A 15924-nucleotide genomic window follows, 5' to 3' on the forward strand; every position below is an offset into this window, starting at 1 on the left:
ATTTAATGGAAGAACAATGTATTTCTATAAACGTTAATTTAAAAAATAGAGAATATGATTAAAAAAAGTATGCAATTTGAACACGTAAGGAATAATGCCTGCTTTCTTACGTGTAATACAAAACATGCAATCACATATGCCAAATAAAGAAATACGAAAAAGAGAATTACTTTATAATGAAACTTATCACCATTCGATAATGTTAATACAATGGAAAAACCACTCCATAATAGAAAATGATAAAATATAACATGTAATATTCTCATGGAACCTTCTCCTTTGACATGCTCTATTTTATTAATATATGGGATTAAGTTTGAATCAATTACATATTATATAACGGCATATATGCTAACGGTTCATTTAAAGTATTATATATTCATTCGACAAGTACATATAAAGACCTTGCAAGTCATTTTATGAAAATAAAAATACCCCATCTCTTTAAATAAGAGATGGGGTATTTACATTACTTAAATTATTTTACAATGTGAATTGGCATTCCAAGAGCAACTTCAGCTGCTTCCATTGTGATTTCACCTAATGTTGGGTGAGCATGGATTGTTTGAGCGATATCCTCAGCTGTCATTCCAGCTTCGATAGCTAAACCAATCTCAGAGATAATATCAGAAGCACCTGCACCTGCAACTTGTGCACCTACAAGAAGACCATCTTCTTTACGCGTTACAAGTTGTAAGAAACCGTCAGTGCTGTTTAATGATAACGCACGACCGTTTGCAGCGAATGGGAACTTAGATACAGCTACTGTCATTCCTGCTTCTTCAGCTTGTTTCTTAGTGTAACCAACAGATGCTAATTCTGGATCAGTGAAGCATACTGCAGGAATTCCGATGTAATCGATTGCTGATGCATGGCCACTAATTACTTCAACAGCTACTTTACCTTCGTAAGAAGCTTTGTGAGCTAATGGTGGTCCAGGAACGATATCACCGATTGCATAGATGTTTGAAATATTTGTACGGCATTGCTCATCAATTTCGATAATGCCACGGTCAGTCATTTTAATTCCAACTTGCTCAAGACCGATTTCTTGAGTGTTTGGACGACGACCTACAGTTACTAATACGTAATCTGCTTCTACAGTTTGGATTTCACCGTTAACTTCAAAGCTAACTTTTACGCCAGTTTCTGTTTCTTCAACGCCTTTAGCCATAGCTTTTGTATGGATATTTACGTTACCTTTTTTCTGTAGAGCACGTTTAACAACAGAGCTCATAGCTTTTTCGAAACCAGCTAAGATTTCGTCGCCAGCTTCTACTACAGTAACTTCTGTACCGAAGTTAGCATATGCAGTACCTAATTCCATACCGATGTAACCGCCGCCGATTACAACAAGTTTTTTAGGAATTTCAGGTAAGCTTAAAGCGCCTGTAGAGTTGATAACACGTTTAGAGTATTTGAATCCTGGAATTTCGATTGGTGTAGAACCAGTTGCAAGAACAGCATTTTTAAACGTATAAGTTTGTGCTGCATCTTCAGTCATTACGCGTAATGTGTTAGCATCTACGAAGTAAGCTTCACCGCGAATGATTTCAACTTTGTTACCTTTAAGAAGGCCTTCAACACCGCCAGTTAATTTCTTAACTACGCCGTTTTTCCATTCTTGAACTTTTGTAAAGTCAACTTTTACGTTCTCTGCAGTGATACCCATGTCATCAGAATGCATTGCATTCTCATAACGATGACCTGCATTGATTAACGCTTTTGAAGGAATACATCCAACGTTTAAGCATACGCCACCAAGGTTAGATTTTTCAATAATCGCTACCTTTTGACCTAATTGTGCTGCACGAATTGCCGCAACGTATCCACCAGGACCTGCACCAACAACGACTGTATCTAATTCAATTGGGAAATCTCCTACTACCATTGTTATTACGCCTCCATTACTAATAATTGTGGGTCATTCAATAGACGTTTAATTTGGTTTAATGCTTTTTGAGCAGTTGCGCCGTCAATTAAACGATGGTCAAAGCTTAGAGATAATGCTAATACTGGAGCTGCAACGATTTCACCGTTTTTCACAACTGGTTTCTCAGCGATACGGCCGATACCAAGGATTGCTACTTCTGGGTGATTGATAACTGGAGTGAACCATTGTCCACCTGCAGAACCAATGTTTGTAATTGTGCAAGAAGCACCTTTCATTTCAGTTGGAGCTAAACGACCATCACGTGCTTTACCAGCAAGTTCATTGATCTCGTTAGAGATAGTAAAGATAGATTTACGATCTGTATCTTTAACAACTGGTACTAATAGACCTTTGTCTGTATCAGCTGCGATACCGATGTTGAAGTAATGTTTATGAACGATTTCTTGAGAAGCATCGTCTAAAGCAGTATTCAACATTGGGAATTCACGTAATGCAGATGTTAAAGCTTTTACAACGTATGGAAGGTAAGTTAATTTAATACCTTTGTCAGCTGCAACAGCTTTGAACTTCTTACGGTGAGCAACAAGTTCTGTTACATCTACTTCATCCATTAATGTTACGTGAGGAGCTGTATGCTTAGAGTTAACCATTGCTTTCGCAATCGCTTTACGGATACCACTCATTTTCTCACGAGTTTCTGGATATTCACCAGCTGGGATTGGTTGTGCTTTTGGTGCTTCTTCTTTCGCTGCTGCTGGAGTAGCTTCTACTGCTGCTGGAGCCTCAGTTGCTGCTACAGTTTGTCCACCATTTGCAAATGCATCGATGTCAGTTTTCACAACACGGCCGTTCTTACCAGAACCAGCTACTTTATGAATATCTACGCCTTTTTCACGAGCATATTTACGAACAGATGGCATAGCGATTACACGCTCATTTACTACTTCTGCAGTTGCTGCTGGAGTAGTTTCCGCTGCTGGAGCTTCTTCAGCTTTTGGAGCTTCATCATGATCGTCACCTTTAAATTTAAGGTTTTCGTATCCAGGAGCATCAAATTTAATTAATGTATCTCCTACAATTGCAACTGTTCCTTCTTCTACAAGTACTTCAAGTACTTTACCTTTAACAGGAGAAGGGATTTCTACTACTGCTTTATCATTTTGTACTTCAAGAAGTACATCGTCTTCATTTACTTCATCGCCTGGTTTAATAAACCATTTTACGATTTCACCTTCGTGGATACCTTCACCGATATCTGGTAGTTTAAATTCAAATGCCACGGAATTCAGCCCCCTGATTCATTTCATTATTATGGAATATGTACAAAAGAAACCAGCATGTGCTGATTTCTTTTGCACATGAAAAACTAAAAATTAGAAGTTCATTACTTTGTTAACAGCTTCAACAATATCTTTATGGTTTGGTAACCATACGCTCTCAGCTTGAGAGAATGGGAATACTGTATCAGCAGCTGCAACACGTACAACTGGAGCTTCTAAGTTTAAGATTGCACGGTCGTTAATTTCCGCTACAACGTTAGCTGCAATACCAGCTTGTTTTTGAGCTTCTTGAACTACAACTACGCGGCCTGTTTTTTCAACAGAAGCGATGATTGTTTCGATATCTAATGGTTGAACTGTACGTAAGTCAACAACCTCTAAAGAGATACCTTCTTTTTCAAGTTCTTCAGCAGCTTTTAATGCAGCATGAACCATAGCACCATAAGCGATAACAGATACATCTGTACCTTCACGTTTGATGTCAGCTTTGCCTAAATCAATTGTGTAATCACCTTCTGGTACATCTTGACGGAATGAACGGTACAATTTCATATGCTCTAAGTAGATAACTGGATCGTTGTCACGAATCGCAGAGATTAAAAGACCTTTTGCATCGTATGGAGTAGATGGAATAACAACTTTTAGACCAGGTTGTTGTGCCACTAATCCTTCTAAGCTATCAGCATGTAGTTCAGGAGTATGAACACCACCACCGAATGGAGAACGAATTGTTACTGGAGCAGTCCAACGTCCACCAGAACGGTAACGCATACGAGCTAATTGACCAGAAACTGAATCCATTACTTCATAAATGAAACCGAAGAATTGGATTTCTGGAACTGGACGGAAGCCTTCAAGTGCAAGTCCAACTGCAAGTCCACCAATACCGGACTCTGCAAGTGGAGTATCCATTACACGATCTTCACCGAATTCAGCTTGTAAACCTTCAGTAGCACGGAATACTCCGCCGTTTACACCAACGTCTTCACCAAACACAAGTACGTTAGGATCATTTTTCATTTCAACGCGTAAAGCATCAGTGATTGCTTGAATCATTGTCATTTGAGCCATGGCTTACTTCGACTCCTTTTCTTTGTAAATTTCATATTGTTCAGCTAAGTTGTAAGGCATTTTTTCGTACATGATTTCCATTAAATCAGTAACTTTTTGTTTTGGAGCTTGGTCAGCCTTAGCAATTGCTTGTTTGATATCTTCTTTTGCTTCTTCGATAACTTTCTCTTCAACTTCTTGAGACCATAGGCCTTTGTTTTCTAAGAATGCACGGAAGCGTACGATTGGATCTTTTTGTTCCCATTCGTTTTCGATATCTTTTGTACGGTAACGAGTTGGGTCATCACCAGCCATTGTATGTGGACCATAACGGAATGTTAAAGTCTCGATTAAAGTAGGACCTTCGCCATTTACTGCGCGCTCACGAGCGAAAGCAGTTGCTGCGTATACAGCTAATGGATCCATACCGTCTACTTGAATTCCGTAAATACCTGCTGCTACTGCTTTTTGTGCTACAGTTTTAGCTGCAGATTGCTTTTCTACTGGAGTAGAGATTGCATAACGGTTGTTTTGTACAACGAAGATTGCTGGAGCTTTGAATGCACCCGCAAAGTTCATACCTTCGTAGAAGTCACCTTGTGAAGCACCACCGTCACCAGTGTAAGTAATTGCAACAGATTTTTTACCACGTAATTTCATACCTAACGCAACACCAGCAGTTTGGATGATTTGCGCACCGATAATGATTTGTGGAGCAAGTGCATTTACATTCTCAGGCATTTGGTTACCCATGAAATGTCCACGAGAGAATAAGAATGCTTGGTATAATGGTAGACCGTGCCACACTAATTGTGGAACGTCACGATATCCTGGTAAGATGAAATCTTCTGCTTCAAGTGCGAAATGACTTGCTAATTGAGAAGCCTCTTGTCCAGCAGTTGGTGCGTAGAAACCTAAACGTCCTTGACGGTTTAAAGAAATAGAACGTTGATCTAGTACGCGAGTATACACCATACGGCGCATTAATTCTTTTAATTGATCATCAGATAATTCAGGCATAGCTGCTTCATTCACAACTTCGCCTTTTTCATTTAAAATTTGTAATGTTTCAAATTGAGCTGCGATAGCTTTCATTTGCTCATCAACATTAAATAGGGTCTTTTTTGTTTTAGTACCCATTCCGTTCACCTCTTCCTCTCTTGAACCATATTCTGAAACGCTTTCACTATCTATTAGCTAGACTGAAAGCGCAACAATGTAAACCAACAAATTTGTTTGTCGGTTGAGAATAATTTTGTGTACCTAACAATCTGTACTAATGTTTTTTCAAAAACATATTAATACAATCTTGATCACGTTTTTTAGTTTACAACTATTCTAATTACGATGTCAATTACTTTGAATACGTTTTTTTATAAATAATATGCCGGTTTCCTCTACACAAACGTGTTTTTATTTTTCACATCTGTATTAGTAAGCAATAACCTGCTGTTATATTATTCCCTTTTGAACTTATTTTTTCTCTTAGAATAATATGTAAACGATTTAATTCTCCTTAGTTTTTCTCTCTTCTCAAGAAAATTATACAAACACTTCTTCCTTTTATAGGTAAATACCTATACATTTCTGATCATTCCTCCATACATTATAGTAACCGCAGTATTAGCGGGAAATGATAAAGGAGGTCATCTCATGTACGGATACTCATATTGCTATCCAACAACTTGTTCATATCCTTCCTACGGTTATGGCGGTTCTTGTGGCGGATCTGGAAGCGGCTTCGCCTTAATCGTTGTGTTGTTTATCCTTTTAATTATCGTTGGTGCTGCTTGCATTCGCTAATTAATGTAAAATGAAACAACTATGGAAAGAAACAGACGGCTTTGCCGTCTTTTCTTTTTATTACATAACTTATCTGTAGAAGATTTGTTTCCAAGTAGCTCTTCCTTACTTGCCGATGACTTTTTTTATCTCCTTTGGTAGACTAAAGGAGAAAGGAGAGATTACATATGCTTACAATGAATGAGGTAATTCGTGAAGGAAATCCTATTTTGCGCGACGTCGCAGAAGAGGTCTCCTTACCTGCTAGCGAGGAAGATACAAATACTCTTAAAGAAATGATTGAATTTGTAATAAATAGCCAGGACCCTGAAATGGCTGAAAAATATAATTTACGCCCCGGAATCGGATTAGCGGCTCCGCAAATCGGTATTTCAAAGAAAATGATTGCGGTTCATGTAACTGATACGAACGATACGTTATATAGCTACGCATTATTTAACCCAAAAATCATTAGTCATTCTGTTGAACGTACATATTTACAAAATGGTGAAGGCTGTCTATCTGTAGACCGTGAAGTACCTGGTTATGTCCCTCGTTACACGAGAATTACAGTAAAGGCAACAACGATTAACGGTGAAGACGTAAAACTGCGATTAAAAGGTTTACCAGCAATTGTATTCCAACATGAAATCGACCATTTAAACGGTGTTATGTTCTATGACCATATTAATAAAGACAATCCATTTGTGGCTCCCGATGATTCAAAACCTCTCGAGCGATAATAGTAAAAAGGCGGAAGTTAACCTTCCGCCTTTTTATTATATGAAATGGGTTCCACACTTACTTATAACAAGCCAGCCCACTTTAATCCGTGATAAATACCGTCTTCATTAACATCTTTTGTCACATAATTAGCAAGTTTTTTCAAATCCTCATGACCATTCCCCATCACAATGCCCGTTCCTACTGCTTCAATCATTTCTAAATCATTTAATCCGTCCCCAAATGCATATACTTGTTCACGATTAAATCCTATTTTCTCAATAAACTTCTCAATCCCTTTTGCCTTAGAACCACCATTAGGGATAATATCCATTGAATATGCATGCCAGCGTATAAAATGAAAATCTGGATAATGATGAATAAACTTTTCTTCTTCGTTTACTTCACAAAAAAGAAGCGTTTGATAAATATCGCGTTTCTCATAAAAATCAGGTTCATATGCCGGATGCTCGAATTGTAAGCTTCCAAAACCTTCTTTTACATAATCATGATATTCCACTGACGCTCTCATTTCTTGATGGTCAAGATATACAAGTGGATATCCTTCTTGTTTTGCAAACTGAGTAAACTTATGTAGAGCATCAGGATGTAATGGATTATTAAATAATACCTCATCCTCAAATACAACATACTGCCCGTTAAAACTAACATAATTATGTATATTGAGTTCCTCACGAATATCTTCAAACATAAATGGCGCACGCCCTGTCGCAATCGCTACATGCACACCTTTTTCTTGTAAATCTCTTACTGCATCTCTTGTAGATTGCGGAATTTTCTTATCATGATCTAATAATGTTCCATCAATATCAAAAAAGACAATTTTATCATTCATTTGTCAAAATCCTTTCTGGCACTCTATATTCCTATTTTGATTATCACTTTTCAAATTTCAAAAAAAAGTATAACATATTAAACATCTGTGAAGAAAGCGTTCACTTTCTGACCTTATTTATGAAATGTGCATATACTATTAGTGAAAAAATGTGGATACTTGTTCGGATGAATTTTCTTTTCTATTCTTCCTCATACTATATCTATAACTAACGGCTACTAATCGTTACTACAAGATAACTTACACTATACTAAAAAGAACAAGATTCACTATTCACTTCTAATCTTCTTTCTTGTATGGGAGACAGAGTTATCATTAGTAATATGCATGTTTAAAATAAGGAAAGGAAGGAGTAATCATGCTGAAGAAGCTGAAGAAAAAGCTCAAGCGTTATTTAAACGATTTAGTCCGTAAGAAGACAATCGCTTAAATTGTGCCCATTTCGGGCTTTTTCTTCATTCTCATTCGAAAAAACATGAAAATCGTGACTGTTTGCTTTATAATAAGTAACAGATAATGCAAAACATAGACAAGGAGAGGTTTTCCCAATGATTTTTAAAGTATTTTATCAAGAAAAATTAACTGAGGTCCCAGTACGTGAAAATACAAAAGTCTTATATTTAGAGGCTACGTCTCAAAAGGATGTTCGTAAAAAATTAAATAAGTTCGCATATAATATCGAGTTCGTTCAGTCTGTTACTGGTGCTCATCTTGAATATGAAAAACAAAACGCTGATTTAATATTAGCGGAGATCGTATAGTCATATGAAATTCCTAAAAAATGATCAAGCTGCCGTTTTTGCCCTCGGTGGTCTTGGTGAAATCGGTAAAAATACATATGCTGTTCAATTTCAAGATGAAATTATTATAATTGATGCTGGAATTAAATTTCCAGAAGACGAACTCCTCGGGATCGATTATGTAATACCAGATTACACTTATTTTGTGCGAAACGAAGATAAAATTAAAGGGTTATTCATTACACATGGTCACGAAGATCATATCGGTGGAATTCCTTATCTATTACGTCAAGTAAACATTCCAATTTACGGCGGAAAATTAGCAATTGCCCTAATAAAAAACAAATTAGAAGAGCACGGATTACTTCGTAAAGCAAAACTTTATGAAATTCAAGAAGATGATGTTATTAAATTTAAAAAGACATCTGTTTCCTTCTTCCGTACAACTCACAGTATTCCGGATTCATACGGAGTTGTTGTGAAAACACCTCAAGGACAAGTCGTTCATACAGGTGATTTCAAATTTGATTTCACACCAGTAGGTGAGCCAGCAGATTTAACAAAAATGGCCGAAATCGGAAAAGACGGTGTACTTTGTCTCTTATCTGATAGTACAAACAGTGAAGTGCCAAACTTTACGATGTCTGAGCGCCGCGTTGGTGATAGTATTCAAGATATATTCCGCAAAGTAGACGGTCGTATTATATTCGCAACCTTTGCATCGAATATCCATCGCTTACAACAAGTTGTTGAGGCTGCTGTTGAAAACAATCGTAAAGTAGCTGTATTCGGTCGAAGTATGGAAGCGGCTATTGAAATCGGACAAAACCTTGGTTATATCCGGTGTCCAAAGGATACATTCATAGACACAGCTCAGCTAAACCGCCTACCAGCTAATAAAGTTGTTATGTTATGTACAGGTAGTCAAGGGGAGCCGATGGCAGCACTTTCACGTATTGCCAATGGTACACATCGTCAAATTCAAATTATCCCTGGCGATACAGTTGTTTTCTCTTCTTCACCAATCCCAGGCAATACAATTAGTGTAAGTCGTACAATTAACATGTTGTACCGCGCTGGTGCTGATGTAATCCATGGTAAACTCTCAAATATTCATACGAGTGGACACGGTGGACAAGAAGAACAAAAGTTAATGCTACGTCTTATTAAGCCGAAATATTTCATGCCAATTCATGGTGAATATCGTATGCAACGTATGCATATGAAATTAGCGAATGATTGTGGTATTCCAGAAGAAAATTGTTTCATTATGGATAATGGAGATGTTCTTGCTTTACGTTCTGATGAAGCAAGCGTAGCTGGGAAAATCCCATCTGGCTCTGTCTATATCGATGGAAATGGTATTGGAGATATCGGTAATATCGTATTACGTGATCGTCGCATTCTTTCTGAAGAAGGACTTGTTATTGTAGTTGTAAGCATTGATATGAAAGAATTTAAAGTTGCAGCAGGACCTGATATCATCTCGCGTGGTTTCGTTTATATGCGTGAAAGCAGCGATTTAATCAACGATGCTCAAACATTAATTACAACACATTTAGAAAAAGTCATGGAGCGAAAAACAACACAATGGTCTGAAATTAAAAATGAGATTACAGACACATTAGCACCATTCCTATACGAAAAAACGAAACGTCGTCCAATGATTTTACCAATCATTATGGAAATATAAGAAAAAGGACAATGCCTCCTCGGCATTGTCCTTTTTCTTATCTTAAAAAATGCTTAAAACGATCTACTTCATCGTCATGACCAATTACAATTAATATATCTCCCGCCTGAACGTTTTCTGTAGCTCGAGGAGATACGATAACTTCTTTTCCACGTTTAATTGCTACAATGTTCAAACCAAACTTCGCACGAATATCTAATTCAATTAAAGAGTGCCCATCAATTTTTTTATTTGCGATAATCTCTACAATACTATGCTCATCTGAAAGCTCTAGGTAATCTAACACATTACTTGATGCGATATTATTAGCAATCCTTTTTCCCATATCTCGTTCTGGATGCACAATATGATCTGCCCCTATTTTACTTAACACTTTTTCATGATAGTCATTTTGAGCTTTTACAGTAATATTTTTCACACCTAATTCTTTCAAAATTAACGTTGTTAAAATACTTGAATTCAAATTATCTCCAATAGCAACGACTACATGATCAAAATTACGAATACCAAGACTTTTTAATACCATCTCATCTGTTGAATCTGCAATTACAGCATGCGAAGCTATATTTGCAAACTCATTAATTTTATCCTCATCTGAGTCAATTGCCATTACTTCCATACCTAATTGAGCTAATTCACGGCAAATACTTCCACCAAAACGGCCAAGCCCAATAACAGCAAATTCTTTCTCTTTTTCGCCCACAGGAATTCCTCCAATAACATCAAATACTATGTACTTTTATTGTAACATACTTTAAATTCGCTACAAAAACCTGTATATACTTCTTATTTTTGTTTTTGCATATAAAAATACTGTTGTAAATAAAACGCGATACCGAAAATTAACATACCAAATACAAATATATTTCCAAATGAACTAAATGTTTCAAAAACGAACAATAGCGTTTCTTGTCCGAAAAAAGCAAATAAAAGTTGTGTAAATGCGAATAACAGTGCCAATATGTAATGATGTTGATGGAATAAATAATGTGTTGCGCCTAAAAAAGCTACAAGCGAAACAATGAAGATCCACCAAGTTTCTAAAAACAATTGCCAATTAGTAAATTGATATCCATTTACTAATATCGCAATAATTCCTATAACTGCCATCGTCGGCACACTCCATAATAATGCACGCCCTCTAAAGAAGTGCGCACCTTTTGCATCTCCTTTTTCATTTGCGATGTATGTTAGCACGACAGTACTTATATACAAAACAGAGAGGATTGTTAAAACAATGATAAGCCAAAAATGTAATTGATAATATTCATGTTCTATATTCGTCACAATTGCAGCTAACATACATGGAATAAACATCCCTGTCCAACCATCTATTTTTCTTTCGTTCCAAAACACCGTATTACCAATCCGAATTCCTAATAGCATAAAAATAATGATACCTAGTACAAATAACGTAGTCTTATTCCCTACTAAACTCGTTGAGAAAGCAATTAATCCAATAAATAAAAAAAGAACAAATCCATTCATAATTTCTAGTACAGGTGACAAATATCTTTTCACCCATTTGTATGTTTCTTCATATTCACTATTATTTGCTAAACGATAGGCGTAAAAACTTATCCCAAAATAAACCGCCGCAATAATAACATATGCATATAAGACGAAACATAAAATCGCACTGCTAATTTGCACGTAATTCCCCACCCTTTTTTCTATGTATCACATTGATTTTACACACTTTTCATACTAAAAGTAAACATATATAGGGTAGTTAAATAATTATCTTCCCTATTAGCAATAATTAATAATGAGCAGTGGCTAAAAACCCCCTGCTCATTATTAAGACGTCAAATTTAACTTTACTCATTTGTATGAAGATGTCTAACACTAACGAATACGAAAGATGTTTTCGTCTCTGAACTAAGAAGTCCCCACTCTAAACTATTTCACAATTAGCGAGTAAGTTCACTTTCTATTTCCCTTCCACTTCACATATTGATTTAAAAATACAATTGCTTTCTCAATAACCTCTTCGTCTGGTTTTAATTTAGCATGATGTAAACCATATTCTGAATTTACTCCAAGCCAAAACATAAATCCAGGTATCTCTCGAAGCATATAACCAAAGTCTTCACCTGTCATTGCCTCCGTACACGTAATTACGTCCATAGTCGTTTGTTCACGTGTAAATTGCATAAACTCTCTCGTTAGCTCCTCATGGTTATACACTTGATGATACATCGCTCCGTAGTCAATAACAGCTTCACATTGAAAAGAAGCTTCTATTCCGGCAACAATTGCCTCAATTCGGCTTTTAACACGTTTCATTGATTCCACTGAGAGCGTTCGAATTGTTCCTTCTAAACGAGACTTTTCTGCGATAATGTTTTGAACTGTACCACCTGTAATTTTCCCAATTGTAATTACCGCACTATCAAGAGGGTTCACATTACGACTAATAACTGATTGAAGTTGTGTAACGAGATGACTCGCTGCAACAATCATATCATTTGCTGTATGCGGATATGCAGCATGTCCACCTTTTCCTTTTAAATCAACGTATAGCTCTGATGTATTCGCAAATAATAAACCTTCTTTTGTAGCAATTGTTCCCACAGAGTATTCAGGCGCAATATGAAGTCCAAGAATCATATTAGGCTTCCATTCTTTTAACTCATCGCTTTCTAACATAGGAAGTGCACCACCTGGACCTTCTTCAGCTGGTTGGAATATAAACACAAGATCATCATCTATTCTTTCGCTTACAGCCGCTGTTAGAAGTCCTAAACCGATTGTTGCATGCAAATCATGTCCACATGCATGCATCATTCCTTCATGGACAGAAGAGAATTCATATCCAGTTTCCTCTGTAATTGGTAGACCGTCTATATCTGCACGATAACCTATTATTTTTTCTGGATTTTTTCCATTTACTTTAACAATTACACCTGTTTTCCATGTTTTCACTTCCAAATATTCATTAGGAAGCGTTCCTATATAATCTAAAATATACTGTTGTGTTTTCCACTCTTTAAATCCGATCTCCGGAATTTTATGTAAATCTCTACGAACTTGGACAAATTTGCTTACTGTCATTTTTGCACCTCTATCTATAAAAAGCGTAAGAGCACATTCATGCTCTTACGCTTTTTATTTTTTATTTCTCTGGGTTTAATTGACGAAGCTCTTGTTTAATTTCAGTTTTTGCTTTTGTCTTCTCATCAATTTCTTTAATTACACGTGCCGGAGTTCCCGCAACAACTGTATATGGAGGCACATCTTCTGTTACAACAGCTCCTGCTGCTACAACTGCACCTTTACCTACTGTAACGCCTTCTAGAACAACTACATTTGCACCAATTACAACATCATCTTCAACGATAACTGGTTTTGCAGAAGGTGGCTCAATAACACCGGCAAGTACAGCACCTGCACCTACGTGACAGTTCTTACCAACTGTTGCACGTCCACCAAGCACTGCGTTCATGTCGATCATAGTACCTTCACCAATTACAGCACCGATGTTAATTGTTGCATTCATCATGATAACAGCGTTGTCACCAATTTCTACATGGTCACGAATAATCGCACCTGGCTCAATACGAGCTTTAATACCTTTTAAATCAATCATTGGAATTGCAGAATTACGACGGTCATTCTCAACTACATAGTCAACAATGTGCTTGTTATTTTCATCAAGAATTGTCTTAATTTCAGACCATTCTCCGAATAATACACCAGATTTTTTATTTACAAATGCTTGTACTGTTTCAGGGAATGTTACCTCTTTTAAATCCCCTTTTATGTATACCTTTACAGGAGTTTTCTTTTCACTGTTTTGAATAAACGAAATAATTTCGTTAGCGTCCATCATTTTCATTCTTGTTGCCTCCTAAATCCATTTATAATGTTACTCTACCAAACGATAGAGCGAGTAGCAAGACAATAATCTTATTTTCCCATTTGAATTTCTTCTATAATTTCTAAAAATGCTTGTACTTGCTTCAACTGCCTTGCCGAGTCACTCGTCAATAACCATGTTTCTCTCGTTAATTGAACAGGTGTTTTATACATATTTTCTTGCACTTCTTTTAAAACAGTCGAAGGTAAAAGAGCATAACCTATTCCATTTAAAACAAGCTGTTTGCACGTTTCAATTTGGTCAACTACAATCGTTCGCTTAGGTGGATTTGAAAATAATCCATACCACCAATTTTGTATTTGTCCATAGTAGGTCGAATCACTTTTAAATTGAATAAATGGTCTATTTGTCTCTTTTAACATCGAAATATCTTTTATTTCTTTATCAACTAAATATAATTCATCTTCAAATAATTGTTGTTTCTGCCCTTTGTATTCTTGTGATCCTCTCAGTATAGCAACATGAACGTCTCCTTCATAAAATTGCTTCTGCACTTCACTACTCCAGCCAGTAAACAGAGATATCTTCACAGAAGGATACTTATGCACAAATTTTTTCAAAACAGGTGGAAGCCAATATTGCCCAATGACTGATGCAACAGCTATTTTTAACGTACCGTATGTTTCGGTTCTAAAAAGAGCCAGTTCACTTTTAATACCCTCTTCCCGTTGTAACATTTCTTTTGCATAATTTGCAACTTTTTCCCCTTCAGGTGTAATTGTTAATCCTTTTTGTGAACGAATAAAAAATTTCATTCCCCATTGTTTCTCCATAGATTGTAATCGTTGACTAAGCGCAGGTTGTGAAACAAATAAACGTTCCGCCGCTTTTCTCATATTTGATTCCTGAGCTAACACAACCATCATTTGAAAATCATCAATTTGCAACTTTCTCCCTCTTTCCTTAGCTTCCATACACCTAATTTTAATAAGTATTTCATCCTTAATTTAATTGCATACTTTTATACATTAGAACGGTTTGTTAGTTCAAACTTTTCTTATGCTTTATGTCTTTTTAAATATAATACATACACAACTGATATGCACGAAAAAAAGTGACTTCGCCTTTTCTGTGAAGTCACTTTCCCTACGTTATCGATTATGCTGTCTCACTTTTTTATTCAACAATTTTAAAATAGCCCGCCGTGTTAAAATACCCTCGAAGTAACCTTCTTCATTGACAGCGCAAATAAAAGGATGATCAATTGTCATTTCTAAAGCTTTTGCAAAAGAATCTTCTAACATAAGAACTGGAATCTCTTCCTTCATCACTTGTTCCACTTTCATATTCTCAAGTCTTTCAAACTCAATGCGCTCTAATCCTAAAATACCATCTAAAATCATAGCAGTACTAATTAACCCATGTAATTTATACATAGGGTCTAAAACAGGAATCGCCGAATATCCAGATTTCACAAGAACGAGTAAAGCATGTTCTAGACCATTCCCTATTTGTACATGTGCTACTTTATCTGATGAAATCATTAAATCCTTCACAAGAATTTGTTGAAACTCGTCTTTCGGAATACTAATCATGTTACATCCCCCATTTTCCCTTTTTCCTGCTAATATTCTCCGATCCTATTCACATTTTATGATAGCGTTTTCATATTATTATTTTGTCCTGACATTCTTCTAATAAAAATACATAACTATTTTAGCATATAACATAAAAAAAAGACTACCATTCCGGTAGTGCTTAATACCCTTTATTTTTTAATCGGTAAAACAATCTTGTGATTTTTTTATATTGCGTCACATCTGTCTGTTTTAAACCATTCTCAATGTCTGTAAGCTCCACCGCTAAAATTTCGCTCGCGTAATTTTGCTGAAACAGAATATCCAACAATAAATTTTCTTCTTCTCTTGTTAAAACAAATTCTTTTTCCATATGCTCCTCTCCTTGCACTCGCATCATCACTCTCATTATATAAATTTTTCAGTCTATTTAACAGATGTAATATTCAGTTTTCGTTAGAAACACTTAACGACTGCGAATATATAGATATCATTTCACATTATTT

General features: G+C 36.1%; 17 protein-coding genes. 4 read left to right on the forward strand and 13 right to left on the reverse strand.

All coding sequences use genetic code 11. The annotated features are described in order from the left end of the window. Nucleotides 1–38: 38 nt before the first annotated feature. The 5 genes from AB3X49_RS08915 to pdhA all read right to left on the reverse strand — a co-directional run bounded on the left by AB3X49_RS08915 (nt 39) and on the right by pdhA (nt 5364). The gene (locus AB3X49_RS08915; protein WP_002088334.1) at nt 39–266 is read right to left on the reverse strand and encodes a hypothetical protein; all 228 of its coding nucleotides are present in this window, start codon (nt 264–266) and stop codon (nt 39–41) included. Between the two features lie 212 nt (nt 267–478). Beyond that, nucleotides 479–1891: a dihydrolipoyl dehydrogenase gene (gene lpdA / locus AB3X49_RS08920; protein WP_002014851.1), complete on the reverse strand. Its 1413-nt coding sequence runs from the start codon at nt 1889–1891 to the stop codon at nt 479–481. A gap of 5 nt (nt 1892–1896) precedes the next feature. Further along, the gene (pdhC, locus tag AB3X49_RS08925) at nt 1897–3174 is read right to left on the reverse strand and encodes a pyruvate dehydrogenase complex dihydrolipoyllysine-residue acetyltransferase (protein WP_367961606.1); all 1278 of its coding nucleotides are present in this window, start codon (nt 3172–3174) and stop codon (nt 1897–1899) included. Between the two features lie 93 nt (nt 3175–3267). Next, complete coding sequence (gene pdhB, locus AB3X49_RS08930; RefSeq protein WP_000068162.1) at nt 3268–4245, reverse strand: pyruvate dehydrogenase complex E1 component subunit beta; 978 nt, start codon at nt 4243–4245, stop codon at nt 3268–3270. A gap of 3 nt (nt 4246–4248) precedes the next feature. After that, the gene (gene pdhA / locus AB3X49_RS08935; RefSeq protein WP_000536893.1) at nt 4249–5364 is read right to left on the reverse strand and encodes a pyruvate dehydrogenase E1 component subunit alpha; all 1116 of its coding nucleotides are present in this window, start codon (nt 5362–5364) and stop codon (nt 4249–4251) included. A 513-nt stretch (nt 5365–5877) separates the two neighbouring features. On the opposite strand from pdhA, the gene AB3X49_RS08940 reads away from it, so the two are divergent. Together AB3X49_RS08940 and def are read left to right on the forward strand one after the other, a co-directional pair. After that, entirely contained in the window at nt 5878–6027 is a 150-nt protein-coding gene (locus AB3X49_RS08940) for a YjcZ family sporulation protein (protein WP_002014847.1), read from the forward strand. Nucleotides 6028–6194: 167 nt separating this feature from the next. Continuing rightward, nucleotides 6195–6749 carry a peptide deformylase gene (def, locus tag AB3X49_RS08945; RefSeq protein ID WP_002014846.1) on the forward strand — a complete coding sequence of 185 codons (555 nt, stop codon included), beginning with the start codon at nt 6195–6197 and terminating at the stop codon, nt 6747–6749. 62 nt (nt 6750–6811) lie between these two features. Here def and AB3X49_RS08950 read toward each other — a convergent pair whose 3' ends face one another. Further along, the gene (locus AB3X49_RS08950; protein ID WP_002014845.1) at nt 6812–7585 is read right to left on the reverse strand and encodes a Cof-type HAD-IIB family hydrolase; all 774 of its coding nucleotides are present in this window, start codon (nt 7583–7585) and stop codon (nt 6812–6814) included. A 548-nt stretch (nt 7586–8133) separates the two neighbouring features. Here AB3X49_RS08950 and AB3X49_RS08955 point away from each other — a divergent pair. Both AB3X49_RS08955 and rnjA read left to right on the forward strand, forming a co-directional pair. Continuing rightward, complete coding sequence (locus AB3X49_RS08955) at nt 8134–8346, forward strand: DNA-dependent RNA polymerase subunit epsilon (protein ID WP_000576436.1); 213 nt, start codon at nt 8134–8136, stop codon at nt 8344–8346. Nucleotides 8347–8350: 4 nt separating this feature from the next. Beyond that, nucleotides 8351–10018 (forward strand): ribonuclease J1, encoded by a 1668-nt coding sequence (rnjA, locus tag AB3X49_RS08960; RefSeq protein WP_002033834.1) that lies wholly within the window; start codon nt 8351–8353, stop codon nt 10016–10018. Nucleotides 10019–10055: 37 nt separating this feature from the next. Here rnjA and AB3X49_RS08965 read toward each other — a convergent pair whose 3' ends face one another. The 7 genes from AB3X49_RS08965 to abbA form a co-directional block, all read right to left on the reverse strand. After that, on the reverse strand, nt 10056–10721 hold the full coding sequence (locus tag AB3X49_RS08965; protein ID WP_000504033.1) for a potassium channel family protein: 666 nt from the start codon (nt 10719–10721) through the stop codon (nt 10056–10058). An 83-nt stretch (nt 10722–10804) separates the two neighbouring features. Continuing rightward, entirely contained in the window at nt 10805–11671 is an 867-nt protein-coding gene (locus AB3X49_RS08970) for a hypothetical protein (protein WP_002014843.1), read from the reverse strand. A 273-nt stretch (nt 11672–11944) separates the two neighbouring features. Continuing rightward, nucleotides 11945–13075 carry an N-acetyldiaminopimelate deacetylase gene (locus AB3X49_RS08975; protein WP_002033831.1) on the reverse strand — a complete coding sequence of 377 codons (1131 nt, stop codon included), beginning with the start codon at nt 13073–13075 and terminating at the stop codon, nt 11945–11947. Between the two features lie 61 nt (nt 13076–13136). Further along, nucleotides 13137–13859, reverse strand: coding sequence for a 2,3,4,5-tetrahydropyridine-2,6-dicarboxylate N-acetyltransferase (gene dapD / locus AB3X49_RS08980; protein WP_367961612.1), 723 nt, complete (start codon nt 13857–13859; stop codon nt 13137–13139). 71 nt (nt 13860–13930) lie between these two features. Beyond that, nucleotides 13931–14815, reverse strand: a complete 885-nt coding sequence (gene ccpC / locus AB3X49_RS08985) for a transcriptional regulator CcpC (RefSeq protein ID WP_003191095.1) — start codon at nt 14813–14815, stop codon at nt 13931–13933. 177 nt (nt 14816–14992) lie between these two features. Then, nucleotides 14993–15436: a cyclic-di-AMP-binding protein CbpB gene (cbpB, locus tag AB3X49_RS08990; protein WP_002066926.1), complete on the reverse strand. Its 444-nt coding sequence runs from the start codon at nt 15434–15436 to the stop codon at nt 14993–14995. A gap of 163 nt (nt 15437–15599) precedes the next feature. Then, nucleotides 15600–15791 carry an antirepressor AbbA gene (gene abbA, locus AB3X49_RS08995; RefSeq protein ID WP_002145987.1) on the reverse strand — a complete coding sequence of 64 codons (192 nt, stop codon included), beginning with the start codon at nt 15789–15791 and terminating at the stop codon, nt 15600–15602. Between the last annotated feature and the right edge of the window lie 133 nt (nt 15792–15924).

Source organism: Bacillus sp. C30, assembly GCF_040838255.1.
Classification (GTDB): domain Bacteria; phylum Bacillota; class Bacilli; order Bacillales; family Bacillaceae_G; genus Bacillus_A; species Bacillus_A mycoides.